Here is a 25,326-nt window from a genome sequence, read left to right on the forward strand (position 1 = left end):
GGGCGGACGCCGGCGCGGGGCCGGGGGAGAGGAGGTCAGGGAGTGAAGAAGGCCTTCGCCCGCAGCGCCGCGTCCTGGTCCGCGGCGATCTGGCCCGGGCGGGTCGCGCTGGCCAGCAGCACACCGCGGAAGTCCATCCGCATGTAGCTGGCCGTCCTGGCCAGGGTGCCGACCAGCGGGTCGGCGTCGGAGTGGTCGGCGCCCGCGAGCGCGGTGACGCCCCACAGGGTGCGGCCGGCCATCCGGGCGCGGAAGTCGACCCCGGGCACGCGCATCCAGGCCGACCAGTGGTCGAGGTACTGCTTGGTCGGCGTCGAGACCGAGTACCAGTACAGCGGCGACGCGATGACCAGGTCGGTCGCGTCGAGCGTGGCGTCGAGCAGCGTACGGGCGTGGCCGGTGGGCGGCGGGTACGAGCCGTCGCCGTCGTGGCGCACGTCCGTGAAGGCCGGCAGCTGCATCTCCGCGAGCCGCACCCAGTGCTGCTCCGCATCGGATGGCAGCTGCGCCGCCGCCTGCTGTGCCAGTGCCTCGGTGTTGCCGCCCGCGCGGGTGCTGCCGAGGAGGAAGAGGAACCGTCGCCCCGAGAAGTCATGCATGCGCATATATTGCGCGCGCAATGAATGTATCGTCAAGCGATCTCCGTCACACCGTCCGGCTTACGAGGTGGGAGCGGGGGCGGGGGCCGCGTCGGCGGCGGGGGCCAGGAGGGCCGCGTCGGCCCTGGTGCGGCGGGCGTTGCGCAGGGCGTCGACGGTCAGCAGGACCAGGGCCGACCACACCAGCAGGAAGCCGATCCACTGCTCCGCGGACATCTTCTCGTGGAAGTGGAGGATGCCGATCAGGAACTGGAAGACCGGGGCCAGGTACTGGAGAAGGCCGAGCGTGGACAGCGGCAGCCGGTTGGCCGACATCCCGAAGCAGATCAGCGGCACCGCGGTGACCAGGCCGGACAGCGCCAGCAGGCCCGCGTGGCCGGGGCCGTGGTGGCTGAAGGTCGAGTCGCCGCGGGAGCCCAGGACCATCAGGAAGGCGAGGGCGGGCAGGAACTGCACGGAGGTCTCCGCGGCCAGCGACTCCAGGCCGCCCATCGCGACCTTCTTCTTGACCAGGCCGTAGGTGCCGAAGGACAGCGCCAGGGTCAGCGCGATCCACGGCAGCCGCCCGTAGCCGACCGCGAGCACCGCGACGGCGGCGAAACCGATGCCGACCGCCGCCCACTGCACGGGCCGCAGCCGCTCGTGCAGGACCAGGACGGCGAGGGCGATGGTCACCAGCGGGTTGATGAAGTAGCCGAGCGAGGTCTCCACGACATGGCCGGCGTTGACCGCCCATATGTACATGCCCCAGTTCACCGACACCACGGTCGCGGCGACGGCGATCAGGGCGAGGCGGCGCGGCTGGCGGACCAGCTCGGCGATCCAGGCCCACCGGCGCAGTGCCAGCAGGATGGCGGCGACCACCACCAGCGACCACACCATCCGGTGGGCCAGGATCTCGCCCGCGTCCGCGGGTTCGAGCAGCGGCCAGTACAGCGGGAACAGGCCCCACATGCCGTAGGCCGCAAATCCGTAGGCCAGCCCTGCGCGGTCGTTGCCCATTGCCTCGTCCTCCCCGTGCCGCGTACACGCGGTGCGGGTACCGGCGGCAGTCCGACGGTAGCGGTACGCCGCCCGCACTGCCAGGCCCGTATCGCAGATTGGTCCTGACGGCGGGGTGTACGGGGCGCGTGGGGCGCCCAGGGCCGCGCTCGGGCGCTCAGGCGCTCAGCGCGCGCACCTCCACCGCGACGGTGTCGCGCAGCGGCGTCGTCGGGCGGCCGATCAGCCGGGCCAGCTCGCCGCTCGTTACGGCCAGCAGACCGCGCCCGATGGCCCGGTCCACGTCGACCAGCACCGCGGCGAAGTCGGCCGGCACTCCGACGCCGACCAGGATCTCCTGCCGCTCCTCCGGGCTCACGTCGTGGTAGGCGACGTCGCGGCCCGACACCTCGGCGACGGTGGCCGCGTACTCGGCGAAGCTCCACGCGGTGTCGCCGCTCAGGTCGTACGCCGTGTTCTCGTGGCCCTCGCCCGCCAGCACCGCCGCTGCGGCCGCCGCGTAGTCCGCCCGCGCGGCCGACGCGACCCGCCCCTCGCCCGCGTTGCCGATCACGACGCCGTGTTCGAGCACCGCCGGCAGGTTCGCCGTGTAGACCTCGGTGTACCAGCCGTTGCGCAGGAAGACGTAGGGCAGTCCCGAGGCGAGGATGTGCTCCTCGGTGGCCTTGTGCTCGTCGGCGAGTACGAAGTCGGCGGCCGGGCCGCCCAGGATGCCGGTGTACGCCAGCAGCGCCACGCCCGCCTCGGCCGCCGCGTCGACCACCGCGGTGTGCTGCGGGATGCGGCGGCCGACCTCGTTGCCCGAGATCAGCAGGACGCGGTCGCCCGCGGCGAAGGCGCCCTTGAGGGTCGCGGGGTCGTCGTACTGCGCGACCCGCAGCTGCACCCCGCTCGCGGCCAGGTCGGCGGCCTTGTCCGCGTCGCGGACGACGGCGGCGATCTGCTCGGGCGCGACCCCGCGCTCCAGCAGGTCCGCGATGACGAGGCGGCCGAGGTGGCCGGTGGCTCCGGTGACGACGATGCTCACGGTGGATCTCCCGGGTGTGGCGTTCTTGGCGGTCGTGATCACCGTAACCGGGGCGCTAACTTATGGAAAGTACCCACCTTGAAGTACGGTACATACGTGAAGGTGAGCTGCCCTGAACGGGCCATTCTCGAGCACGTCACCAGCCGGTGGGGCGTCCTGGTGCTCGTCGCCCTGCTCGACGCCGGGACGCTGCGCTTCAGCGAGCTGCGGGACGGCATCGGGGACGTGAGCGAGAAGATGCTGACGCAGACGCTGCGGACCCTGGAGCGGGACGGGTTCGTACGCCGCCACGCCCGGCCCGTCATACCGCCGCACGTCGACTACACCCTGACCGACCTCGGCCGCGAGGCCGCGCTCAAGGTCCAGGCCCTCGCCGACTGGACCTCCTCCCGGGTGCCGGCGGTGGCGGCGGCCCAGTCCACGTACGACGCGGCCCGCGGCTGAGCCCGCCGCTCACAGCGGGAACATCTCCAGGTCCCGGTCGATCCTGCGCCCGGCCCCCGCCGCGTACAGCCAGGGGTGCTCGCGCGGCAGGATGCGGGCCAGCCCGGCCACCGCCGCGTCCCGCAGCGCGTCCGCCTCGTCCGTGCGGCCCAGCTCCCGTACGGCGACCGCCAGGTTGGCCCGGGTCGCCAGGACGTCCGGGTGCTCGCCGGACAGGCGCTCCGCCAGCCGGTCAAGGCAGCGGGTGGTGAACCGCACCGCCTTGGCGGCCTCACCGGTCTCGCCCAGGGTGTTCGCCAGCGTGACCCCGGCGATCAGGGCGTAGGGGTGCTGCTCGCCCAGCACGGAACGCAGCGCCTGCCAGGTGCTGCGGGCGGCGATCAGAGCCTCCCGCAGGCGGCTGTCGTGCCGCAGGTGGATGGCGTGGTTGTGGGCGCAGATCAGGGTGGAGGGGTGGCGGGAGCCCAGCACCTCGGAGAGCCGCCCGAGCATCGCCGACGTCAGGTCCAGCGCGGCGCCCGGCTCGCCCTCGGCCGCGTACGCCGACGCCAGGGCCAGCGTGCAGGCCAGGGCGCCGGGACCGGTGTCGCCGTGGTGGTCCCGGTAGGCGTCGTGCGTCGACCGGGCCAGTTCGTGGGCCTCCGCAGCGAATCCCGCCCGGCGCAGCGAGAGCGCCAGCGACGTGGCCCGGCCCAGGGCCGCCGGGTCCGGCCGGGACTCCCCGGACTCCTCCTGGAGTTCGCGCAGCAGCGCCACCGAGCCCGAGTAGTCGCCGAGCGCGCGCAGGTCGCCGGCTAGTGCGGCACGGGAGGCGAGGGTCTGCGGATGCCGCGGGCCGAGCACCACGGAGAAGGAGCCGGACACCTCCTCGTTCAGCTCCCGCGAGGCCGCGTAGTCCCCGGTGACGTGCAGGTCCAGGGCGCGGTTGTGGGCGAGCGCCAGCGTCTCGGGGCTGTCGTCGCCCAGCTGTTCGCGCATCATCGCGCCGGTCTCGGTGTCGAGTTCCAGCGCCTCCTGGAAACGGCCCAGCGAGCGCAGGTCCGCGGCGACGCTGCCCGCGGTCCGCAGCGTCTGGGGATGGTCCTCCTGCCGCGTCCTGCGCTGCCGCTCCAGGACGTCCTCGTCCAGTGCCAGGCACTCGGTGAACCGCCCCTGGCTGCGCAGGACGCCCGCCAGCTGGAGGCGCACCTGGAGCACCTGCCGGTCGTCCTCGCCGAGCCTGTCGCCCCAGCCTTCCGCCAGCTCGCGGGCCAGCCGCTCGGCCCTGGGCAGGTCGCCGCGCTGCCACAGATAGCGGACCCGGTCGATCAGCAGCTGCCGGGTGTCGGGCTCGTCGCACGTATCCGCCGCGGAGGGGGCGAGATGGGGCCAGATGCGGTCGAAGTCGGGCCAGTTGGCGGGGTCGTCGGTGTCGCCGACGTCGGGGCGGAGCCCGACCAGGAGGCGGTGGACGGTGTGGCGGGTCTCGTCGGCCTCCTGCAGCGTCATGCCGTCCCTGACCACCGCCTGCACCAGGCGGTGCACCTGGAGGGAGCCGTCGCCGACGTCCACCTTGGCCAGGGCGAAGCGGCGCACCCCATGCAGGACCCGGCCCATCATGAGCCGGTCCCGCAGCTCCTCGTCGTAGGGCAGCAGGGCGGCGAACATCTGGTCGCTGTAGACGAGCCGCAGCGAGATCGGCTCGGGGGCCATGAACGAGCACACCTGGAGCAGCCGGACCGAGCTCGGACTCATCTCCCGCAGCCGTGCGAGGGAAATCTGCCAGGTCGTGTTGAGCGGGGCCGGGTAGTCCTCGGGCGTGGTGGCGCCCAGTCCCCGGGTGGCCTGCTCGTTCAGGGCCTCGACGTAGCTGGCCACCGGCATGTCGGTCTCCGCCAGCCAGGAGGCCGCGATCTCCACCGCCAGCGGCAGGTGGGCCACCGCACCGGCGACCTCGGCCGCGTCGGCGCGGGCGAGGCCGGGGACCCGCCGCAGCAGGTGCTGCACGGCCTCGGCCTCGGTGAAGACGCTCACCTCGAGTCTCGCACGCCGGTTCCACGACTGGTGGCGGCTGGTGATCAGCACGTGTCCGGAACCGGTCGGGAGGTACGGCCGGACCGGCTCGGGTTCGTCGGCGTTGTCGAAGATCAGCAGCCAGCGGCGCGGCCCGCGACCGAGGGCCTGGAGCGCGAGATCGGCCGCCTCCGCCACGCCGGTGCCCGCCCCGTCGGGGAGGACGCCGAGGTGCCCGGCCAGTTCGGCCAGCGAATAGACGATCAGGTTGGGCTGCTCGGCGTCGATCCACCAGACCAGGTCGTAGTCGGACCCGAAGCGGTGCGCGTACTCCAGGACGAGCTGGGTCTTGCCGACACCGCCCAGCCCGTACGCGGTCTGGACCGACGGCACCACGGCGTGCACCTGCCGCGCGCCCGGGACCCCGCCGGGCGCGGAGCCGCGCAGCCGGGCGCGGAGCAGCGCCAGCTCCTCGGTGCGGCCGGTGAAGGCCCCGTTGCGCGTCGGGAGCTTCCGGATGTCGGGCACGGCCCCGGGAAACCGCGGGCGGCCCTCCTGCGGCGCCGGCGGCGCCTCCTCCAGGCCGAGCACGGCGCGCACCGCGTCGATCGCGGCCGCCTCGGACAGGCCGTCCAGGGGGAGGGAGACGCCGGGAGCACGCCACGGGGTGCCGTCCAGCCGCAGCACGACCGGCGCCTCGGCCCGGTCGGCGGCCGCCTCCTGTCCACCGCCCTGCACGCGGCTGTCGCGGGCGGCGGCCGACCAGAGCAGGACCGCGGGCAGCTGCCCGTACGGCTCCGGCGTCCCGTCCAGCGGATGGCGCAGCACCGCGAGGCGCGCCGCGGTGAGCAGCCACTCGACCCACTCGGCCCACAGCGTGTCGGCCTCGGCATGGAGCAGGACGACCTCCGCGCGCACCCCGGGAAGCGGCAGGGCCGCGCGCCCGGGCGCCTCCGCGGCGGTTGCCGCGACGGCCGGCGCGGGCTCGTCCAGCTCGCGGCCGATGCGCTCCAGGGTGCGGGCGCTCTCCGCGCTGATCTCGTCGGCCCGGCTGAGCGCACGGTCGATGTCCGCGGTCACCGCGTCGTCCACCGGCGGCCGTACGGTGGCGGGTGCCCGGTCCCGGTCCTGCTCCCCTTCGGGGCCGAGCCCGGCGTCCGCCCGCAGCTCCTCCAGCTCCTCGGTCAGCCGCCCGATCTGGTCCATGACCTGGGCGAGCATGTCCTCGGCCCTGCGGCGCATCTCCTGCGCCCCGCCGAGCCGGGCCACCGCCCTGCGCTCCTGGCCCTGGGTGTGGGCCAGGTCGCGCCGGGTCCGCTCCAGCCGCGGCTCGTCGGCCCGGGCGGCGAGCAGCGCGGTGCGCTCGCGGGTGAGTCCGTCGACCCTGCGCTGCAGGAAGTGCACCATCGTCCACAGCACGACGACCAGCCGGCCGTAGTTCTCCGCGGTGTCCCGCAGCTCGTCGCGCTGGTCCTGCGCCCGGGTCAACCGCTGGTAGGCGTCGATAAGCTGCGCGTCGGACTCCAGCGCCCGAGCGGTACGCGGCCGGTCGGGCAGCCGCACCGGCGCCGGGTCGAGTGCCGCGCGCAGCAGGATGAGCGCCCGCCTGCGGTCCGCGTGGCTGTCGCTCGTCGCCGCCACCAGCGCCGTGACGAAGCCCTCCTTGGGGACCGTGCCGCCCAGGTACTTGCCGATGGTCGTGGTGGACACGCCGAGCGGGCCGGTCAGGCTCTCCAGCGACCGCCCGCTGTCGCGGACCAGGCCGCGCAGGAACGCGGCGAGTTTCCGCACCTCGGGGATGTCCGTCCGGATCGGGCCGAACGGCCGCCCGCCCCTGTCCTGTGCCACGCGCCCCCCGGCCCCGAAGTGAAGTTGTCCGCCATTGTCCCCGGACAACCGCCGGTTGTCCGGCGCTCACCGGGTACGGGACGCGCGGGACAACCGGGGACAACTCCGGTGTCCCGCATCGTGGTTCGCATCCGCCGGCGGTACCACAGCCGCCGCGCGGCACCACCAGGACCCGGGAGTGCCCGATGCCTTTTCCGACCCTCGCGGCGGCCGCCGCGCTCCGGCTCGCCGCCCCGCTGGAGCGGGCAGTGCTCGTCGCGCTGCTGCTGCCACCGCTGCTGCTCGTGGTGCTGGCCACGCTGCCGGCCCTCGCCGTCCTGCCCTTCCTCCCCGAGGGCGAACGCCGCACCGCGAGCCTCCTGCGCCTCCACACGGCAGCGGCCCGCACCCTGCTGGCGGGGACGCGATAGGGGCGCGGGGGTGTTCCCCCGCGCCCCTGTCAGGCTCCGCCGTACGCGCCGGCTACGGCACCGTCCAGGTGTCGGTGCCGGCCAGCAGGCCCGCGAGGTCGCCCGCGCCCTGCCGGGTGACGGCCAGGTCCAGCTGGTCGGCCATGTCCGTGTCGTACACCGGCCGTACCACGTCCCTGAGGATGCCGATCGGGGTGTGGTGCAGGGTGTCGGGGTCGGCGAGCCGCGACAGCGCGAAGGCCGTCGTCGGGTTGGCCGCGTGCGCGTCGTGGACCAGCAGCCGGTCCTCGTCGGCTTCGGTGACCTCGATCACCGCCAGCTCGCCGGTGGCCGCGTCACGGACGACGCCCTTGGTCCCGAAGCGGATCGGCTCGCCGTGTTCGAGGCGGATGACCGCCTCCTGCGAGGTCGTGGAGTCCTTCAGGGCCTCGAAGGCGCCGTCGTTGAAGATGTTGCAGTTCTGGTAGATCTCCACCAGCGCGGTCCCGGGGTGGTCCGCCGCCGCCCGCAGCACGGACTGCAGGTGCTTGCGGTCCGAGTCGATCGTGCGGGCCACGAACGAGGCCTCCGCGCCGATCGCCAGCGACACCGGGTTGAAGGGCGCTTCGAGCGAGCCCATCGGCGTCGACTTGGTGATCTTCCCGGTCTCCGACGTCGGCGAGTACTGGCCCTTGGTCAGGCCGTAGATCCTGTTGTTGAACAGCAGGATCTTCAGGTTCACGTTCCGCCGCAGCGCGTGGATCAGGTGGTTGCCGCCGATGGACAGCGCGTCGCCGTCACCGGTGACGACCCACACCGACAGGTCCCGCCGCGAGGTCGCAAGGCCGGTGGCGATGGCCGGCGCGCGCCCGTGGATGGAGTGCATCCCGTAGGTGTTCATGTAGTACGGGAACCGCGAGGAGCAGCCGATCCCGGAGACGAACACCACGTTCTCCCGGGCCAGTCCCAGCTCCGGCATGAAGGACTGCACCGCGGCGAGCACCGCGTAGTCCCCGCAGCCCGGGCACCAGCGCACTTCCTGGTCGGACTTGAAGTCCTTCATCGTCTGCTTGCCGGCCGCCTTCGGCACCAGCGACAACGCCTCAGACGTCGACATCCGCGCTCTCCTCCATGATCGCCGTGATCGCCTCCGCGAGCTGCTCGGCCTTGAACGGCAGCCCCGTCACCTGCGTGAACGACCGTGCATCGACCAGGTACTTCGCGCGCAGCAGATGCGCCAGCTGGCCCAGGTTCATCTCCGGCACCACCACCCGGTCGTAGTCCTTGAGGACCTTGCCGAGGTTGGCGGGGAAGGGGTTGAGGTGCCGCAGGTGCGCCTGCGCGACCTGCCCGCCGGAGCGGCGGATGCGCCGCACCGCGGCGGTGATCGGCCCGTAGGTCGAGCCCCAGCCGAGGACCAGCGTCCGGGCGCGGCTGGGGGTCCCCCCGCCGGAGGTACTGGGGGTCCCCCCGCCGGAGGTAGGGGGCGGATCGTCCACTTCGAGGTCCGGTACCGCGATGCCGTCGATCTTCGCCTGGCGGGTGCGGACCATCAGGTCGTGGTTGGCCGGGTCGTAGGAGATGTTGCCGGTGCCGTCCTGCTTCTCGATGCCGCCGATCCGGTGCTCGAGACCCGGCGTGCCCGGCACCGCCCACGGCCGCGCCAGCGTCTGCGGGTCGCGCAGGTACGGCCAGAACTCCTCGGTGCCGTCCGCGGCGGTGTGGTTCGGACCGGACGCGAACTCCACCCGCAGGTCGGGCAGTTCGTCGATCTGCGGGATACGCCACGGCTCGGAGCCGTTGGCCAGGTACCCGTCGGAGAGCAGGAACACCGGGGTGCGGTAGGTCAGCGCGATCCGGGCGGCCTCCAGCGCGGCGGAGAAGCAGTCCGCGGCGGTCGCCGGTGCGATCACCGGGACCGGCGCCTCACCGTTGCGCCCGTACATCGCCTGGAGCAGGTCGGCCTGCTCGGTCTTCGTCGGCAGCCCCGTCGACGGGCCGCCGCGCTGGATGTCCACCACCAGCAGCGGCAGTTCCAGCGACACCGCGAGCCCGATCGTCTCCGACTTCAGCGCCACCCCGGGCCCCGACGTCGTCGTGACCGCGAGCGCCCCGCCGAACGCGGCGCCCAGCGCCGCGCCGATCGCGGCGATCTCGTCCTCGGCCTGGAAGGTGCGCACACCGAAGTTCTTGTGCCGGGACAGCTCGTGCAGGATGTCGGAGGCCGGGGTGATCGGGTACGACCCGAGGAAGAGCGGCAGCTCCGACTGCTTCGCCGCGGCGATCAGCCCGTAGGACAGGGCCAGGTTCCCCGAGATGTTCCGGTAGGTGCCGGTGGGGAAGGCCGCCGAGGCCGGCGCGACCTCGTAGGAGACCGCGAAGTCCTCCGTCGTCTCGCCGAAGTTCCAGCCGGCGCGGAACGCGGTGACGTTGGCCGCCGCGATCTCCGGCTTCTTCGCGAACTTCCGCAGCAGGAAGGCCTCGGTGTTCTCCGTCGGGCGGTGGTACATCCACGACAGCAGCCCCAGCGCGAACATGTTCTTCGCCCGCTCGGCGTCCTTGCGGGCGAGACCGGAGTCCTTCAGCGCCTCAAGGGTCAGCGTCGTCAGCGGCACCGGGTGCACCGCGAAGGCCGTGAGCGACCCGTCCTCCAGCGGGTTGGCCGGCCATCCGACCTTGGCCATCGCCCGCTTGGTGAACTCGTCGGTGTCCACGATGATCTCGGCGCCCCGCGGCAGGTCGCCCAGGTTCGCCTTCAGCGCCGCAGGGTTCATCGCGACGAGCACGTCCGGCGCGTCCCCGGGGGTGAGGATGTCGTGGTCGGCGAAGTGCAGCTGGAACGAGGACACCCCGGGCAGTGTCCCTGCGGGTGCCCTGATCTCCGCCGGGAAGTTCGGCAGGGTCGACAGATCATTGCCGAACGACGCCGTTTCCGACGTGAAACGGTCACCCGTGAGCTGCATACCGTCACCGGAGTCACCGGCGAACCTGATGATCACCCGGTCGAGGCGCCTGGTCTCCTTGGCCGGGTTGCGCTGTTCACCGAGTACGTCGACAACGACGTGCGGCTCATCCGCGGTGCCCGCGGTGATGGGGCTGCTGACCTGGCTGGTCACTGAAACGGACCTCCTTCGAGGCGGCGGCTCATCGGTCATCGTACGGCGGTAAGGGTCGCCTTCCCCGGACGTCCCGCTATGTGAGAGCCGCGCGTACGAACTGTTGTCTCGAACTGTGAGAAGACGTCTCGTTCACTGAGACACAATCGCCGACGGAAGCCGCGTACCTCAGGAGTTGAGATACGTGAGGACAGCCAGTACCCGACGGTGATCCCCGTCACTCGGAGCCAGTCCCAGCTTCAGGAAGATGTTGCTGACGTGCTTCTCCACCGCCCCATCGCTTACCACGAGCTGCTTGGCGACGGCTGAATTCGTGCGTCCTTCAGCCATCAGGCCCAGTACCTCGCGTTCTCGCGGAGTGAGATTGGCGAGTACATGCTGTTTACGGCTGCGGCCGAGCAGCTGGGCCACCACCTCGGGGTCCAGGGCCGTACCCCCCTCGGCCACCCTGACCACGGCATCCACGAATTCCCTGACGTCGGCGACGCGGTCCTTGAGCAGGTAGCCGACCCCGCGGCTGCTGCCCGCGATCAGCTCGGTCGCGTACTGTTCCTCCACATACTGAGACAGAACGAGCACGCCCACCTCCGGGTGGTCCCTGCGCAGCTGCACCGCCGCGCGGACGCCCTCGTCCGTGTGGGTGGGAGGCATCCGGACGTCGGCCACGACCACGTCGGGGGCCGCGCCCTGGGCCGCGAGTTCGTCGACCGCCTTGATCAGGCCCACGGCGTCGCCGACACCGGCCACCACGTCGTGGCCGCGGTCGGTCAGCAGCCGCGTCAGGCCCTCCCGCAGCAGTACCGAATCCTCGGCGATGACCACTCGCACCTTGTCCTCCACCGTTCGCGCTCCCCCGTGTCCGACTGACCCGACCAGCATCCCAGCAACGGCAGGCGAATGGGGAATACGGTTGGGATGGGCAAGGTTGCGCCCGGCAGCCGGGTGGCTGCCGCGACGACGTCGCGGCGGCCAGGGAGAGGAGTGCGCGTGCACGCGGTCGGATTCGACGTCAACGGCGACCCCGAGGTGCTGCGGCAGCTGGAGCTGCCCGCCCCGGTGCCCGGAGCCGGGCAGGTACTGGTCCGGGTCGCGTACGCCGGCGTCAATTACGGCGAACTCCAGCACGTGCTGGGCGACTTCGGCCCGCCGCGGGGGGCGCGCGGCGTCGACGTGCCCGGCCTCGAAGTATCGGGCGAGATCGCCGCGCTCGGCCCCGGCGTCAGCGGGCTCGCCGTCGGCGACCCGGTCGCCGCGTACCTCCCCGACGGCGGCGGCTACGCCGAGTTCGCCCTCGCACCGGCCGAGTTCACCTTCCCGCTGGACGGCATCCCGCTCCGGGACGGCGGCGGCGCCGCCCTCGTCCTCACCACCGCCTACGGCGTCCTGGTCGGCGCGGCCCGGCTGCGGGCCGGCGACACGGTCCTGATCCACGCCGCCGCCGGCGGCGTCGGCTCGGCGGCCGCGCAGATCGCCCGGGCGCTGGGAGCGGCCGCCGTCCACGGCACGGTGGGCTCCGCGGAGAAGGCCGTGTACGCCAAGCGCTTCGGCTACGACGCGGTCCACCTCAGGGACGCCTTCGCCGACCGGCTGCGCGACCTCGACGTCGTCCTCGACCCCATCGGGGGCAGGACCCGGCTGGCCAGCCTGGCCCTGCTGGCACCCTTCGGCCGGCTGGCCGTCTACGGGGAGGCGGCCCGCGAACCCGACCTCACGCTGCCGGTGCTGCCGTTCTGGAAGTCCAACCGCTCGCTGAGCGGCTACAACATCGGCGACCTCGCCCGCCGCTCCCCCCGCACCGTCCGCGGCCACGCGCTGTCCGCCTTCGCGCTCCTCGCCTCCGGCGCGATACGCCTGGACGTCAGTGCGGAACTGCCCCTGGCACAGGCCGCGGACGCACTCGCGGCCATGCGGGCCGGCCGCACCGTGGGCAAGACCCTGCTCACCGTGAACCCGGACCTCGGCAAGTAGCGCCACCGGGCGACACCCCACGGGGGCGCCCACGATGGGCGCGGCCGGCCCACCACCGGCGGTCGTGTGGCGACGGACCGCCACCACATCCAGGCGGCGCTGGGGGCACCCCCAGGCGAAGCCCTGGGGGCGGAACTGCGCGACCAGCCGTCGACGGGCTGCACGTCGCCACCGTCCGAAAGGGGCTGTTCGGTCCGTGCCGGACCACCGGCCGGCGAGCGAAGCGAGAGGGGGGCACCCCCAGGCGAAGCCCTGGGGGAGGTTGCGCGCTCGGTGGGTTCTCGTGGTGGTTGCCCCCTCGCGTAAGGGGGCAACCACCAGCACCGCGCCCGGGGGCGGGTGAGGGCCTAGGCCCGCCAGGGGAGTTCCGCCGTGATGCGGGTGGGGCCGCCCGCCGGGGAGTCGACGGCGAGGACACCGTCGACGGAGTCGAGGCGTTCGGCGAGGCCGGCCAGGCCGGAGCCGGCCGCGAGGTCGGCTCCGCCGCGACCGTTGTCGTAGACGTAGAGCATCAGGCGGTCCTCGACCTGCCAGACGTCCACCGAGGCGCGCCCGGCGCCACTGTGCTTGCTGACGTTCTGCAGCAGCTCGCAGACGGTGAAGTAGGCGATGCCCTCGATCGCGGGCACCGGCCTGGCCGGCAGGTCGACGGTGACCTCGACCGGGACCGTGCAGCGGGCGGCCACCGCGGACAGCGCCGGGCCGAGGCCGCGGTCGGTGAGGATCGCCGGGTGGATGCCGCGGGCGAGGTCGCGCAGCTCCTGCAGGGCGATCTTGACCTCGCCGTGCGCGTCATCGACCATGGCCGCGCCGACCGCCGGGTCCTCCAGCAGCTTCTCCTTGGCCAGGCCCAGGTCCATGGCCAGGGCGACGAGCCGGGCCTGCGCCCCGTCGTGCAGGTCGCGCTCGATGCGCCGCAGGTCGGCCGCGGCGGTGTCGACCACGATGCCGCGGTCGGACTCCAGCTCGGTGACCCGGTCGTCGAGCCGGGACGGCCCGAGCAGGCCCAGGACCATGATCCGGTCCACGTGCGCCATCCCGCGGATCACCCACGGAGTGACCAGCACCAGGAGCCCGCCCACGACCACGCACAGCGCCATGTCCAGCGGGGTGTGCAGCCACCAGCCGTGCCGGCCGTCGTCGCTGCCGTAGACCTGCAGGCCGTTCTGGCCGAAGTAGACCGGGAAGACCCAGCGCCACAGCGGGTACGTCAGCAGGCCCCACCCGTAGGTGAACAGGCTGATCGAGACGGAGAAGGTGAGGATGCCCCACGGGAAGTGCAGCAGCGTGTAGATCGCGTGCCGCCAGTTGACGCCGCTGCCGAGCTGGCCGCCCATGCGGGCCAGGAAGCCGCGGCCCTTGGTGCGGACCGGACCGGGCTCGTCCACGTCGAGGAAGAGCAGCGAGCGCGCCCGGGCGCGCTCGACCCGGCCGATCGCCCGGCACCCGCCGAGGGACAGCACCAGCAGCGGCAGGCCGACGAAGGTGATGAGCAGGCCCGCGCTGAGCGAGAGCATCGTGACGGTCCACACGAAGCCGGTGATCGCCATGGGGAGGTTCAGCAGCGCGTAGCCGAACTCGCGCCATGTCCTCGCCTCGAAGGGGGCGCGCACCGCGGCCGGGGCGCGGTGCCGCGCCTGCTCCTCGGGCTGGTAGCCGTACGCCATGGTCGGGACCGTCCTTTCCGCACTGCTCGTCATACCTCCTACCTTGGCCTTCCGCGGCCGCCGCCCCCATGGTGCGGATCGGTCTCTTGGGGGTGGGGCTACCCCTACCTGCCCCCAGCACAGCGCCCCCGGCCGGTTCCGCCCTCTGTGCAAGGGCGGAACCGGCCGGGGGCGCGGGGGAGTGCGACGCCTCAGCGCCGGAAGTCCCGGTCCCGCCAGGGGAGTTCGGCCGTCACGACGGTCGGCCCACCCGGCGGGGAGGCGACGACGAAGAGGCCGTCGACGGAGTCGAGCCGTTCCGCGAGGCCGGCCAGGCCGGAGCCGGCCGACACGTCGGCACCCCCGCGCCCGTCGTCGCGGACCTGGATCATCAGCCGGTCCGAGGCACGCCAGACGTCCACCGACGCCCGCGGTGCGCCACTGTGCTTGCTGACGTTCTGCAGCAGCTCGGAGACCGTGAAGTACGCGATCCCCTCGATCGCCTCCGCGGGCCTGGCCGGCAGGTCGACGATGACCGTGACCGGGACCGTGCAGCGGGTCGCGACCGACGACAGGGCCGCGTCCAGGCCGCGGTCGGTGAGGATCGCCGGGTGGATGCCGCGGGCGAGGTCGCGCAGCTCCTGCAGGGCGATCTTGACCTCGCCGTGCGCCTCGTCGACCATGCGGGCCGCGGCCTCGGGGTCTTCGAGCAGCTTCTCCTTGGCCAGGCCCAGGTCCATGGCCAGGGCGACCAGCCGGGCCTGCGCCCCGTCGTGCAGGTCGCGCTCGATGCGCCGCAGGTCGGCCGCGGCGGTGTCGACCACGACACCGCGGTCGGACTCCAGCTCGGCGATCCGCTTCTCCAGCTCGTCGGACGGCTGCAGCAGCCCGCGCACCAGCGCCCGGTCCACCCCCGACATCCAGCGGGCGAGGAAGGGCAGCACCGGCCAGGCCACGAAGAGCGAGGTCAGCGTCACGGTGAAGGTGAAGATGCCCCACGGCAGCCGGACGGCCAGGTACAGCGCGTGCCGCCAGCCGACCGGGTCCTTGAGGGTCATCCACAGCCAGGGCAGGAAGCCCAGGGTGCCCGGCCGCAGCGGGCGCGGGTCCTCCACCTGCACGCCCAGCAGCGACCGCGCCCTGGCCCGCTCCACCGAGCCGAGCGCCCGGCAGCCGAGCAGGCCCAGGGCCAGCACCGGCAGTCCGACCACGGTGACGGAGAGCCCCGCACCGACCGACAGGGTCGTGACGACGTAGATGAAGCCGGCGATCGCCATCGGGAGGTTCAGCAGCAGGTTGAGGATCTCCCTCCACGTCACGGCGTCGAAGGCGAAACGCGGCGGGGGGAGGGCGGCGCTGTCGGACCGGTCGGCCGAGTGGGCCGCCGCGTCCGTGGCGCTGCGGTATGCGGAGGGCGGCGAGGCGTTCATACCCCCAGCCTGCCGGGGGGACGGCGCCCCGCGCCATGGGGGGAGTGGGTCGGACCCGGGTGGGGTTATCCCCAGGTCGGCACCGGACGGGACACGGCGGGCGGTGCCGATCAGGCCAGGGCCTAGACTCCCTCCGTATAGATCGGCTAAAGATCCAACCGGATCGCTGGACACCACCGGTCGATGAGTGAACGAGTCAACGAGGGGCGGACGGACGTGGACTACTTCCACGGCTACTCGGTCGTCGGCCTGGTCGCGGTCGTCGGTGTGCTCTTCGTTTCCGTCGCCTTCGCCTCCGGCCGCCTGCTGCGGCCGGTCGTGCCGACGCCGGAGAAGATGCTCACCTACGAGTGCGGGGTCGACCCGGTCGGCGGGGACTGGGCGCACACCCAGATCCGCTACTACGTGTACTCCTTCCTGTACGTGATCTTCGCGGTCGACGCGATCTTCCTCTTCCCCTGGGCGACGGTCTTCGCGGCGCCCGGATACGGGGGCACGACGCTGGTGGAGATGTTCGTCTTCATCGGCTTCCTCGCGGTCGGGCTGCTCTACGCCTGGAAGAAGGGCGTCCTGGAATGGATCTGACCCCGGCCCCACCGGCCGCCCCGGGGGAACCGCTTCCCGAGCCGCGCCGGCTCGGCCCGCTGGCCCGGCTCGCTCCCGAGCCGATGAAGGTGGTCCTGAACTGGGGCCGCCGCTACAGCCTGTGGGTCTTCAACTTCGGGCTCGCCTGCTGCGCGATCGAGTTCATCGCCGCGTCGATGTCCCGGCACGACTTCATCCGGCTCGGCGTGATCCCCTTCGCGCCGGGGCCGCGGCAGGCCGACCTGATGATCGTGTCGGGCACGGTGACCGACAAGATGGCGCCGGCCGTCAAGCGGCTCTACGAGCAGATGCCCGAGCCGAAGTACGTCATCTCCTTCGGCGCCTGCTCCAACTGCGGCGGACCGTACTGGGACTCGTACTCGGTGACCAAGGGTGTCGACCAGATCATCCCGGTCGACGTCTACGTCCCCGGCTGCCCGCCGCGGCCCGAGGCGCTGCTGCAGGGCATCCTCAAGCTCCAGGAGAAGATCGCCCGCGAGTCGCTGGGGGAGCGGTACGCGCCCGCGAAGCCCTCGGTGGGCGCGCTGACCAGCGGGCTCGTGAAGCCGCCCACTCCGCCTGCCGCTCCTGCCCCGCCCGCGGGCAGCTCCGAGGACACGCCGTGACCGGGTGGCTGCCGCGCGAGGCCGCGGACATCTTCGGTCCCGGCGCCACCGCTGAGGAGGCGTACGACCTGCTGACGGTCGACGTGCCGACCGAGTCGTGGCTGGACGCGCTGACCACCGCCCGCGACGAGCTGGGCTGCACTTACTTCGACTGGCTGAGCGCGGTCGACGAGCCCGGCACCGGTTTCCTGGTCTGCGCGCACGTCGTGGCCCTGGGCGGCGGCGGTACCGGCTCCACCGGGGTGCGCCGGCTGCTGCTGCGCACGACCGTCGGCCACGACGACCCCGCCCTGCCCAGCGCCACCGGCGTCCACCCGGGCGCGGCCTGGCACGAGCGGGAGACGTACGAGATGTTCGGCGTCGCCTTCACCGGGCACCCCGGGCTGCTGCCGCTGCTGCTGCCCGAGGAGTTCGAGGGGTACCCGCTGCGCAAGGACTTCGTGCTCGCCGCCCGGGTCGCGAAGGCCTGGCCCGGCGCGAAGGAGCCGGGGGAGTCGCACGACGGCGGCCCCAAGCGGCGGCAGATGCAGCCGCCGGGGGTGCCGGACCCGAACGAGTGGGGGCCGCTCAAGGGACAGCTTCCGCCGGCCCCCGCCCGCCCGGCGCGTGCCGCCCGCGGTGCCGCGGCCGCCGGCGAGCGCCCCGCCCGGCGCAACCGCAGCGTGACCGAGGGCTCCGCGAGCCAGACCCCCGACGCGCCCTGGCAGCAACGCCCGGCCGCCGAGCCGCCGGCTCGCAAGGAGCCGCCTGCCCGGGAGGAACCCGAGCCGGAAGCGCCGCCCGCGCCGCAAGGACCCTCCGCCCCGCAGGAAACCCCTGCTCCGAAAGAGCCGCCCGCTCCGGAAGAGCCGCCCGCAGAAGGAGGCGACCCCGCATGAACGACACGCTCGACGTCGTCCTGCGGCTGGTCGCCGTCCTCGTCGTCTTCCTGGTCCTCCCGCTGCTGGTCGGCCAGACCGAGCACAAGGTCATGGCGCACATGCAGGGCCGGCTCGGCCCGATGTACGCCGGCGGCTTCCACGGCTGGGCGCAGCTCGTCGCGGACGGGGTGAAGTTCGCCCAGAAGGAGGACATCGTCCCGGCCGACGCCGACCGCCGGGTCTTCCAGCTCGCGCCGGCCGTGGCCCTGCTGCCGTACCTGCTGGTGCTCATCGTGATCCCGGTCGGCCCGGACGGCTTCGTCGGGCAGACCGTGGACGCCGGGCTGATCTTCGTCCTGGCCGTCATGGGCGTCGGCGTGCTCGGCTCGCTGATGGCCGGCTGGGCGTCGGCGAACAAGTTCTCGCTGCTCGGCGGCCTGCGCACGGCCGCGCAGCTGATGGCGTACGAGCTGCCGATGCTGCTGACCGCCGCCTCGGTGGCGATGGCGGCCGGCACCTTGTCGCTGCCCGGCATCGTCGACGGCTACCACTGGTGGTGGACGCCCTGGCAGCTGGTCGGCGGGGTCGTCTTCTTCACCGCGGGGCTCGCCGAGCTGCAGCGGCCGCCGTTCGACATGCCGGTCGCCGACTCCGAGATCATCTTCGGCGCCTACACCGAGTACACCGGGCTGCGCTTCGCGCTCTTCCTGCTGGCCGAGTACGCCGGCATCGTCGTGCTCTGCGCGCTGACCACCGTGCTCTTCCTCGGCGGCTGGCACGGCCCCTGGTCGGGCAGCGCCGGGTGGGTGTGGACGCTGGTCAAGACCGCGCTGCTGGCCTTCGTGGTGATCTGGCTCCGGGTCAGCTACCCGCGGCTGCGCGAGGACCAGCTGCAGAAGCTCGCCTGGACCGTGCTCATCCCGCTCTCCCTCGCCCAGATCGCCCTGACCGGCGTCGTCAAGGTGGTGATCTCCTAGCCATGGCACCTCTCTCCGGCTTTCCCGGGTCCGGTCTGGCCAAGGGCCTGGCCGTCACGCTGCGGACGATGACCAAGCGCACCGTCACCGCGCAGTACCCCGACGCGCTGCCCGAACTGCCGCCGCGCAGCCGCGGGGTGATCGCGCTGTTCGAGGAGAACTGCACGGTGTGCATGCTGTGCGCGCGCGAGTGCCCCGACTGGTGCATCTACATCGACTCGCACAAGGAGACCGCGCCGCCGGCCGCCCCCGGCGGGCGGGAGCGCAGCCGCAATGTCCTGGACCGTTTCGCCATCGACTTCTCTCTGTGCATGTACTGCGGTATCTGTATCGAGGTGTGCCCCTTCGACGCGCTGTTCTGGTCACCGGAGTTCGAGTACGCGGAGACGGACATCCTCGACCTCACCCACGAACGCGACAAACTGCGCGACTGGATGTGGACGGTGCCCGCCCCGCCCGCGCTCGACCCCGCGGCCGAGGAGCCGAAGGAGATCGCCGCCGCCCGCAAGGCGGCGGAGAAGGCCGCTGCCGCGGCGGCAGCAGCCGCCGAAGCCGAGTCCGAGCCCGGCGACAGGGACGACAGGGACGACAGGGACGACCAGGAAAAGGGTGACGCGTGAACGTCAGCGCCGCCGCCCATCCCGGTTTCCTGTCCCCGACCGGTGTCGAGATCACCTTCGTGCTGATCGGCCTCGCCACCCTCGGCGCGGCCCTGCTGACCGTCACCACCCGGCAACTGGTGCACGCCGCGCTGTGGCTGGTCGTCGCGCTGGGCGGCCTGGCTGTGGAGTACCTGCTGCTCACCGCCGAGTTCATCGCCTGGGTGCAGGTGCTGATCTACGTGGGCTCCGTCGTCGTCCTCCTCCTGTTCGGCCTGATGCTGACCAAGGCGCCCATCGGCCGCTCCCCTGACGCCGACTCCGAGAACCGGCTGGTCGCCCTCGGTGTCGGGGTCGCCGCCGCTGCCGCCCTGGTGTGGGTGGTCGTGGACGCCTTCCGTACCACCTGGATCAACCTGCACGGGGTCGCGCAGGGCTCGTCCCGGGCCACCGGCGAGAGCCTCTTCCGGCACTGGGTGCTGCCCTTCGAGGCGCTGTCGGTGCTGCTGCTCGCCGCGCTGGTCGGCGCGATCGTGCTGTCCCGCCGCGACACCGGCTCCCCGGGAAGCGCCGCCCCTTCGCCGGCGGGCGCCACCCCGGCCGCCACCCCGGCCGCCGATGCCCCCGCCGCCGGCAAGGAGCACAGCTGATGCACCTCGCCTATCCCGCCGTCCTGGCCGTCCTCCTCTTCTGCGTCGGCCTCTACGGTGTGCTCGCCCGCCGCAACGCGATCCTCGTCCTGATGTCCGTCGAGCTGATGCTCAACGCCGTCAACCTCAACCTGGTGGCCTTCGACGTCTGGCTGCGCGACAGCCTGCACGCCGGCCAGGCGCTGACCCTCTTCACCATCACCATCGCCGCCGCCGAGATCGGCCTCGGCCTGGCGATCGTGCTGCTGGTCTTCCGCAACCGCGGCAGCTCCGACGTCGACCGGCTCACCGGCCTCGCGGAACCGCACGGCCCCGGCACACCGCACGGACCCGACGCACCCGACGCCACGCCCGCAGCGGCGGCCGACGACGAGAAGGCCGAGGCCACCGCGTGACCCTGATCACCCTTGCCGCGCTCGTACCCCTGCTGCCCTTCCTGGGCGCGGCCGCAGGCCTGCTGCTCGGCCGGCGCGCACCCGGCTTCGTCCGCCCGCTGGCCGTCCTGCCCACCGCCGCCGCCTTCGTGCTCGCCGCGGTCACCGCCGCCCGGCAGGGCACCGGCGCCCCCACCGACGGCGCGCACCGGCTGACCGTCACCGGGTCGGTGCCGATCGACCTGGCCCTGCACCTGGACGGCTTCTCGGTCCTGATCGCCGTCCTGGTCGGCCTGGTCGCGACCTGCGTGCAGCTCTACTCCGTCTCCTATCTGCGCGACGACCCGCGCTACCCGTCGTACGCCGCCCTGGTCTCGCTGTTCACCTCCGCGATGCTGCTGGTCGTCTACACCGGCGACCTGATGGTGCTGCTGGTCGGCTGGGAGGTGATGGGCATCTGCTCCTACTTCCTGGTCGGGCACCACTGGGAGACCGAGGCCGCCCGCGCCGCCTCGATCAAGGCCTTCCTGGTCACCAAGCTCGGCGACGTCCCCTTCCTGATCGGGGTGTTCGCGCTCGCCTCCGACGCGCACACCTTCCGTATCAACGGCATCCTCGACGCCGCCGCCCACGGGCGGCTGCACCACCCGACCGTGATCGCCCTGCTGCTGCTCGCCGGTGTCGCCGGCAAGTCCGCGCAGTTCCCGCTGCACACCTGGCTGCCCGACGCCATGGCCGGCCCCACCCCGGTGTCCGCGCTGATCCACGCGGCCACCATGGTCGCCGCCGGCATCTACCTGGTGGCCAGGCTGCTGCCGGTCTTCACCGCGTCGGCCGCCGCGCTGGCCGTCCTCGGCGCGATGGCCGCCGTGACGATGGTCGGCTCCGGCCTCGCAGCCCTCGCGCAGGACGACATCAAACGCGTGCTGGCCTACTCCACCATCGGCCAGCTCGGCTACATGGCCGGGGCACTGGCCGTCGGCAACCGCGACGCCGCCGTCTTCCACCTCCTGTCACACGGTGCTTTCAAGGGCCTGCTCTTCCTGGGCGCGGGCGTCGTCATCCACGCCGCCGGCACCAACTCGCTCACCGCGATGTCCCGGATGGGCTCGCTCGGCAAGCGCGTCCCCGACGCGATGTGGACCATGGGCCTGGCCCTCGCGGCACTGGCCGCCCTCCCTCCGCTGTCCGGCTTCTTCTCCAAGGAGTCGGTGCTGCGGGCCGCCGAGCACGCCTCCTCGGGCGACACCGCCCATGTGCCGTCGGCGGTCGGCTGGACCGTGTTCGTCGCGGGACTGGTCGCGGCCCTGCTCACCGCCGGCTACGCCACCCGGCTCTTCCTGCTCGCCTTCCGCGGCAGCGGCCCCGACGCCCCCGACCACGGCAGGCAGCCGGTCGTGATGACCACCGTGCTGTGGGTGCTGGCCATTCCCACCCTCGCCTTCGGCGGCCTCACCTACCGCGAGCTGCCCGACTGGTTCGGCGGCGCCCCGCTCGGCCCGACCCTGCTCACCTCCGTCCTCGGTACCGGCCTGGCCCTCGTGGGCGTCCTGGTCACCTACGGCGCCTGGTCCGCGTCGGCGGCCACCCGCAAGGCCGTCCCCGTGGGCGCCGTGGTCACCGCCGACCCCGACGCGGAGCCCGCGCTCGTCGAGGCCGAGGCGACCGCCACCCACCAGGAGGTCTACGGCGACATCGCCGCCGCGGACGACCCCGGCGATCCGGGCCGGCTGCTGCTGGGCCGGCTGCACCCGCTCGCCGCCCACGGCTTCCGCCTCGACGCCGTCTACAGCGTGCTCTTCGTCCGCCCGGTGCTCGCCGCCGCGAGCCTGGTCCGCTTCCTGGACCGCGAGGTCATCGAGAGCTACGTCCGCGCCGCCGGCGGCACCCCGAAACTGCTCGGCACCGCCGTCCGCAGGGCGCAGAACGGAAACGTCCAGACCTACCTCAGCGCGCTGCTGGCCGGCGCCGTGGTGCTCGCCGTCCTCGTCGCCGTCGGAGGCTGAGAACCAGTGAACGACACCGCACTCCAGTACGTCCTCGCGGCGATCGTGGTGCTGCCCCTGCTCGGCTCGGTCGGCGCCCTGCTCCCGCCGCCGCCCGGTCTGCGCGGCCGCGGCCCCGACCAGGCGGTGCTGCGGCACGGCGTGACCGTGACCGGTGCCGTGCTGATCCTCTCCGTCGTGCTCGCGGCCGGCTTCGACCACGACCACCCGGCGAGGATGCAGGCCGGCACGGACCTCAACTGGATCCCCGCACTGAGGATCCACCTCCACCTGGGCATCGACGGCATCTCCCTCCCCCTCGTGGTGCTGACCGCGCTGCTGACCTTCCTGTGCGCGCTCTACTCCTACTTCCACCTGCCGGCCGGCGGTTCCGCCAAGTCCTTCGTGGCGCTGCTGCTCCTGCTGGAGGCGGGCACGCTCGCCACCTTCTCCGTCCTCGACCTGATGCTGTTCTTCCTGGCCTTCGAGACGGTCCTCATCCCGATGTACTTCCTGATCGCCCGCTGGGGCGGCGGCGACCGGGAACGATCGGCCCTGCGCTTCATCGTCTACACCCTCCTCGGCTCCGTGATCATGCTGCTCGGCCTGCTCCTCATCGGGGTGAAAGCGGGCACATTCGACATGGTGGCACTCGCCACTGACAACGGGTCACACCTCAGTCACTCCACGCAGCTGACCGCGGCCCTCGCCGTCGGTCTCGGCCTGGCGGTCAAAGCCCCGATGTGGCCGCTGCACAGCTGGCTCCCCGACGCCCACACCGCCGCCCCCACCGTCGGCTCGGTGCTGCTGGCCGGGGTGCTGCTGAAGATGGGCACCTACGGCCTGGTGCGGATCGTGCTGCCCGACACACCGGGCGGCATACAGACCTTCGCGCCCTACCTGGCCGCCTTCGCCGTCGTCGGCATCATCTACGGCTCGCTCGCCTGCCTCGCGCTGGCCCGGCAGGGCAACGGCGGCGACCTCAAGCGGCTCATCGCCTACTCCTCCGTCGGCCACATGGGCTTCGTGCTGCTCGGCATCGCCTCGCTGAACCCCACCGGCGTCAACGGCGCCCTCTTCGCCAACATCGCCCACGGCCTGATCACCGGCCTGCTCTTCTTCCTGGTCGGCGCGATCAAGGACCGCTACGGCTCCAGCGACCTCGACGAGCTCGCCGGCCACGGCGGCGCCGCGCTCTACGGCCGCGCCCCCCGCCTCGGCGGCCTGCTCGCCTTTGCCGCGGTCGCCTCGCTCGGGCTGCCGGGCCTGGCCGGGTTCTGGGGCGAGATGCTCGCGATGTTCGGCGCCTTCAAGCCCGGCGCGGACCTGAGCCGCCCCGCCTACCTGACCTTCACCGCGCTTGCCGCCTTCGGCACCCTGCTGACCGCCGGCTACCTGCTGACCGTGGTCCGCAGGGTCTGCATGGGCGACCGGGAGACCTCCGAGCTGCGGCCCGCGCTCGCCGACGTCAGGGCGTACGAGTTCGCCGCCTGGACACCGCTGGCCGCCCTCACCGTCCTGGCCGGACTGTGGCCCGCCGCCCTGCTCGGGCTCTCGGAACCGGCCGTACGCTCCCTGCTCGGAGGCCACTGATGGCATCGCTCGTGCAGCCCGTCGACTGGACGGCGCTCACCCCCGTGCTCATCCCGGCCGCGCTCGCCGTCGCCGTCCTGGTCGCCGACCTCTTCCTGCCGCAGGAGCGCAAACCGCTGCTCGGCTGGGTCACCGCCGCCGGGCTCGCCGCCGCCGCGCTCACCGTGATCCCGCTGCGGGACGGCCACCGCACGACCTTCTGCCAGCCAGGGACCGGCGGCGGCTGCTCGTACGCCGCCGACCACTTCACGCTGGTGATCCAGGTGCTGGTGCTGGGCGGCGCGCTGCTGACCGCGCTGCTGTCGATCGGCACCACGGAGCGTATTCCGGCGGGGGAGTACTGGTTCCTGCTGCTGTCCTCCGCGGCCGGCGCCGCCCTGCTGCCCGCCTCCCGCGACCTGGCCACGCTCATCGTCGCCCTGGAGGTGACGACGCTGCCCGCCTTCGCGCTCGTCGGCCTGCGCCGTGACGACCGGCTGTCCAGCGAGGCCGCACTCAAGTTCTTCCTGACCTCGGTGACCGCGACCGCGGTCTCCCTGCTCGGCATCAGCTTCGTCTACGCGGCCACCGGCACCCTGCAGCTGAACGCCGTCGCGGAAGGCCTCACCCACACCCCCGACCAGCTGCACACCCTGGCCAGGGCGGGCGTCGCCCTCACCCTGGTCGGCTTCGCCTTCAAGCTCGCGGTGGCCCCCTTCCAGTTCTGGGTGCCCGACACCTACGCGGGCGCACCGCTGCCGGTCGCCGCGTACCTGTCGGTGGTCGGCAAGGCGGCCGGCTTCTCCGGGCTGATCCTGGTCACGGTCGTCGCCTTCCGCCCGTACGCCCATGTGTGGGGTCCGGCGACCGGGGTACTGGCCGCGCTGACCATGACCGTGGGGAACGTCGGAGCCCTGCGGCAGCGTCCCGACGTAAAGCGTGGCGCGGTAAGGCTGCTGGCCTGGTCCTCGATCGGGCAGGCGGGCTACCTGCTGGTCCCGATCGCCGCCGCAGCGTCCGCCGACGACCCGGCCCACGAGGTCGGCACCACCGTGGCGTACGCGCTGATGTACGCCGTGGTCAACCTCGGTGCCTTCGCGGTCGTCGCACTGGTCGAGCGCACCGCCCCGCACAGCCGCCTGGCCGACTACCGCGGCCTGTACGCGTCCCGCCCCGCCGCGGCCCTTGCGCTGGCCTTCTTCCTGCTGTGCCTGGCGGGACTGCCGCCCGGCGTCATCGGGCTGTTCGCCAAGGTCGCCGTCTTCTCCTCGGCGGTGGGCGCCCAGCACGGCTGGCTCGCGGTGATCATGGCGGTGAACGTCGTGATCGCGCTGGTCTACTACCTGCGCTGGACGGCTCTGCTCTTCGCCGCGGCTCCGGACGCCACACCGGTGCTCGGTAAGGATGCGGATGCGGGTACGGGCGCTGATGCGGCCGCTGTGCGGACCCCTGCCGGGCTCACCCTGGCCGTCGCACTGACCGCGGTGGCCGGCATCGCCCTGTCCGGCGCCCCGCAGCTGATCCTGCGCTTCGCGCAGGGCGCCCTGCTCTGATCTCCCGGCACCCCGCCGGCACCCCGCCGGCACCCCTTCTGCGCCCTTTCCGTACCGGTTGCTGTCCGTGCGCGCCGAAACGCA

At 72.8% G+C, this 25,326-nt stretch carries 22 protein-coding genes; 13 read left to right on the forward strand and 9 right to left on the reverse strand.

The annotated features are described in order from the left end of the window. Positions 1 to 35: 35 nt before the first annotated feature. The 3 genes from NFU81_RS03950 to NFU81_RS03960 all read right to left on the reverse strand — a co-directional run bounded on the left by NFU81_RS03950 (position 36) and on the right by NFU81_RS03960 (position 2,628). On the reverse strand, positions 36 to 599 hold the full coding sequence (locus NFU81_RS03950; protein WP_251485041.1) for a flavodoxin family protein: 564 nt from the start codon (positions 597 to 599) through the stop codon (positions 36 to 38). Between the two features lie 60 nt (positions 600 to 659). Further along, the gene (gene rarD / locus NFU81_RS03955; protein ID WP_251485043.1) at positions 660 to 1,601 is read right to left on the reverse strand and encodes an EamA family transporter RarD; all 942 of its coding nucleotides are present in this window, start codon (positions 1,599 to 1,601) and stop codon (positions 660 to 662) included. Positions 1,602 to 1,758: 157 nt separating this feature from the next. After that, positions 1,759 to 2,628 carry an SDR family oxidoreductase gene (locus NFU81_RS03960; RefSeq protein WP_251485044.1) on the reverse strand — a complete coding sequence of 290 codons (870 nt, stop codon included), beginning with the start codon at positions 2,626 to 2,628 and terminating at the stop codon, positions 1,759 to 1,761. A gap of 78 nt (positions 2,629 to 2,706) precedes the next feature. Between NFU81_RS03960 and NFU81_RS03965 the strand changes: the two genes are divergently transcribed. Beyond that, positions 2,707 to 3,072 (forward strand): winged helix-turn-helix transcriptional regulator, encoded by a 366-nt coding sequence (locus tag NFU81_RS03965; protein WP_251485045.1) that lies wholly within the window; start codon positions 2,707 to 2,709, stop codon positions 3,070 to 3,072. 9 nt (positions 3,073 to 3,081) lie between these two features. On the opposite strand, the gene fxsT is transcribed toward NFU81_RS03965, so the two are convergent. Next, positions 3,082 to 6,912 carry an FxSxx-COOH system tetratricopeptide repeat protein gene (gene fxsT, locus NFU81_RS03970; RefSeq protein ID WP_251485046.1) on the reverse strand — a complete coding sequence of 1,277 codons (3,831 nt, stop codon included), beginning with the start codon at positions 6,910 to 6,912 and terminating at the stop codon, positions 3,082 to 3,084. A gap of 185 nt (positions 6,913 to 7,097) precedes the next feature. On the opposite strand from fxsT, the gene NFU81_RS03975 reads away from it, so the two are divergent. Next, a complete protein-coding gene (locus NFU81_RS03975) occupies positions 7,098 to 7,322 on the forward strand; it encodes a hypothetical protein (RefSeq protein WP_251485047.1) in 225 nt (74 codons plus the stop codon). 52 nt (positions 7,323 to 7,374) lie between these two features. Here NFU81_RS03975 and NFU81_RS03980 read toward each other — a convergent pair whose 3' ends face one another. From NFU81_RS03980 to NFU81_RS03990, 3 genes are all read right to left on the reverse strand, one after another. Continuing rightward, entirely contained in the window at positions 7,375 to 8,418 is a 1,044-nt protein-coding gene (locus tag NFU81_RS03980) for a 2-oxoacid:ferredoxin oxidoreductase subunit beta (protein ID WP_251485048.1), read from the reverse strand. After that, the gene (locus NFU81_RS03985) at positions 8,405 to 10,417 is read right to left on the reverse strand and encodes a 2-oxoacid:acceptor oxidoreductase subunit alpha (protein ID WP_251485049.1); all 2,013 of its coding nucleotides are present in this window, start codon (positions 10,415 to 10,417) and stop codon (positions 8,405 to 8,407) included. The genes NFU81_RS03980 and NFU81_RS03985 overlap by 14 nt, the downstream gene beginning before the upstream one ends. Positions 10,418 to 10,585: 168 nt before the next feature. Continuing rightward, on the reverse strand, positions 10,586 to 11,245 hold the full coding sequence (locus tag NFU81_RS03990; protein WP_251485318.1) for a response regulator transcription factor: 660 nt from the start codon (positions 11,243 to 11,245) through the stop codon (positions 10,586 to 10,588). Between the two features lie 159 nt (positions 11,246 to 11,404). Between NFU81_RS03990 and NFU81_RS03995 the strand changes: the two genes are divergently transcribed. After that, entirely contained in the window at positions 11,405 to 12,385 is a 981-nt protein-coding gene (locus tag NFU81_RS03995) for a quinone oxidoreductase family protein (RefSeq protein ID WP_251485050.1), read from the forward strand. A gap of 347 nt (positions 12,386 to 12,732) precedes the next feature. Here the strand turns inward: NFU81_RS03995 and NFU81_RS04000 are convergent, their stop codons facing one another. Further along, on the reverse strand, positions 12,733 to 14,085 hold the full coding sequence (locus tag NFU81_RS04000) for a sensor histidine kinase (protein WP_422665141.1): 1,353 nt from the start codon (positions 14,083 to 14,085) through the stop codon (positions 12,733 to 12,735). A gap of 158 nt (positions 14,086 to 14,243) precedes the next feature. Beyond that, the gene (locus NFU81_RS04005; RefSeq protein WP_251485051.1) at positions 14,244 to 15,461 is read right to left on the reverse strand and encodes a sensor histidine kinase; all 1,218 of its coding nucleotides are present in this window, start codon (positions 15,459 to 15,461) and stop codon (positions 14,244 to 14,246) included. A gap of 183 nt (positions 15,462 to 15,644) precedes the next feature. Between NFU81_RS04005 and NFU81_RS04010 the strand changes: the two genes are divergently transcribed. From NFU81_RS04010 to NFU81_RS04055, 10 genes are read left to right on the forward strand one after another with little or no spacing between them, the layout of a single operon-like run. Beyond that, a complete protein-coding gene (locus NFU81_RS04010; protein WP_251485054.1) occupies positions 15,645 to 16,046 on the forward strand; it encodes an NADH-quinone oxidoreductase subunit A in 402 nt (133 codons plus the stop codon). Continuing rightward, positions 16,037 to 16,672, forward strand: a complete 636-nt coding sequence (locus NFU81_RS04015) for an NADH-quinone oxidoreductase subunit B (RefSeq protein WP_251485055.1) — start codon at positions 16,037 to 16,039, stop codon at positions 16,670 to 16,672. Before NFU81_RS04010 ends, NFU81_RS04015 begins: the two co-directional genes overlap by 10 nt. Next, complete coding sequence (locus tag NFU81_RS04020; protein ID WP_422665142.1) at positions 16,669 to 17,550, forward strand: NADH-quinone oxidoreductase subunit C; 882 nt, start codon at positions 16,669 to 16,671, stop codon at positions 17,548 to 17,550. Before NFU81_RS04015 ends, NFU81_RS04020 begins: the two co-directional genes overlap by 4 nt. Then, the gene (nuoH, locus tag NFU81_RS04025) at positions 17,547 to 18,509 is read left to right on the forward strand and encodes an NADH-quinone oxidoreductase subunit NuoH (RefSeq protein ID WP_251485056.1); all 963 of its coding nucleotides are present in this window, start codon (positions 17,547 to 17,549) and stop codon (positions 18,507 to 18,509) included. The genes NFU81_RS04020 and nuoH overlap by 4 nt, the downstream gene beginning before the upstream one ends. Positions 18,510 to 18,511: 2 nt before the next feature. Then, positions 18,512 to 19,129, forward strand: coding sequence for a NuoI/complex I 23 kDa subunit family protein (locus tag NFU81_RS04030; RefSeq protein WP_251485057.1), 618 nt, complete (start codon positions 18,512 to 18,514; stop codon positions 19,127 to 19,129). Then, on the forward strand, positions 19,126 to 19,758 hold the full coding sequence (locus tag NFU81_RS04035; protein ID WP_251485058.1) for an NADH-quinone oxidoreductase subunit J family protein: 633 nt from the start codon (positions 19,126 to 19,128) through the stop codon (positions 19,756 to 19,758). The genes NFU81_RS04030 and NFU81_RS04035 overlap by 4 nt, the downstream gene beginning before the upstream one ends. Next, complete coding sequence (gene nuoK, locus NFU81_RS04040) at positions 19,758 to 20,153, forward strand: NADH-quinone oxidoreductase subunit NuoK (RefSeq protein ID WP_251485060.1); 396 nt, start codon at positions 19,758 to 19,760, stop codon at positions 20,151 to 20,153. The genes NFU81_RS04035 and nuoK overlap by 1 nt, the downstream gene beginning before the upstream one ends. Then, positions 20,150 to 22,138 (forward strand): NADH-quinone oxidoreductase subunit 5 family protein, encoded by a 1,989-nt coding sequence (locus tag NFU81_RS04045; protein ID WP_251485061.1) that lies wholly within the window; start codon positions 20,150 to 20,152, stop codon positions 22,136 to 22,138. The genes nuoK and NFU81_RS04045 overlap by 4 nt, the downstream gene beginning before the upstream one ends. Before the next feature lie 6 nt (positions 22,139 to 22,144). After that, positions 22,145 to 23,710 carry a complex I subunit 4 family protein gene (locus NFU81_RS04050; protein WP_251485062.1) on the forward strand — a complete coding sequence of 522 codons (1,566 nt, stop codon included), beginning with the start codon at positions 22,145 to 22,147 and terminating at the stop codon, positions 23,708 to 23,710. Beyond that, positions 23,710 to 25,242, forward strand: a complete 1,533-nt coding sequence (locus NFU81_RS04055; RefSeq protein WP_251485063.1) for an NADH-quinone oxidoreductase subunit N — start codon at positions 23,710 to 23,712, stop codon at positions 25,240 to 25,242. Before NFU81_RS04050 ends, NFU81_RS04055 begins: the two co-directional genes overlap by 1 nt. Positions 25,243 to 25,326: the final 84 nt, after the last annotated feature.

Source organism: Actinacidiphila cocklensis, from assembly GCF_907177275.1.
GTDB lineage: Bacteria > Actinomycetota > Actinomycetes > Streptomycetales > Streptomycetaceae > Actinacidiphila > Actinacidiphila cocklensis.

Coding starts and splice junctions, on each gene's coding strand:
- NFU81_RS03950 (WP_251485041.1), bottom strand. CDS start 599: ATGCATGACTTCTCGGGGCGACGGTTCCTCTTCCTCCTCGGCAGCACC.
- rarD (WP_251485043.1), bottom strand. CDS start 1,601: ATGGGCAACGACCGCGCAGGGCTGGCCTACGGATTTGCGGCCTACGGC.
- NFU81_RS03975 (WP_251485047.1), top strand. CDS start 7,098: ATGCCTTTTCCGACCCTCGCGGCGGCCGCCGCGCTCCGGCTCGCCGCC.
- NFU81_RS03980 (WP_251485048.1), bottom strand. CDS start 8,418: ATGTCGACGTCTGAGGCGTTGTCGCTGGTGCCGAAGGCGGCCGGCAAG.
- NFU81_RS04000 (WP_422665141.1), bottom strand. CDS start 14,085: ATGACGAGCAGTGCGGAAAGGACGGTCCCGACCATGGCGTACGGCTAC.
- NFU81_RS04005 (WP_251485051.1), bottom strand. CDS start 15,461: ATGAACGCCTCGCCGCCCTCCGCATACCGCAGCGCCACGGACGCGGCG.
- NFU81_RS04010 (WP_251485054.1), top strand. CDS start 15,645: ATGAGTGAACGAGTCAACGAGGGGCGGACGGACGTGGACTACTTCCAC.
- NFU81_RS04015 (WP_251485055.1), top strand. CDS start 16,037: ATGGATCTGACCCCGGCCCCACCGGCCGCCCCGGGGGAACCGCTTCCC.
- nuoH (WP_251485056.1), top strand. CDS start 17,547: ATGAACGACACGCTCGACGTCGTCCTGCGGCTGGTCGCCGTCCTCGTC.
- NFU81_RS04030 (WP_251485057.1), top strand. CDS start 18,512: ATGGCACCTCTCTCCGGCTTTCCCGGGTCCGGTCTGGCCAAGGGCCTG.
- nuoK (WP_251485060.1), top strand. CDS start 19,758: ATGCACCTCGCCTATCCCGCCGTCCTGGCCGTCCTCCTCTTCTGCGTC.
- NFU81_RS04055 (WP_251485063.1), top strand. CDS start 23,710: ATGGCATCGCTCGTGCAGCCCGTCGACTGGACGGCGCTCACCCCCGTG.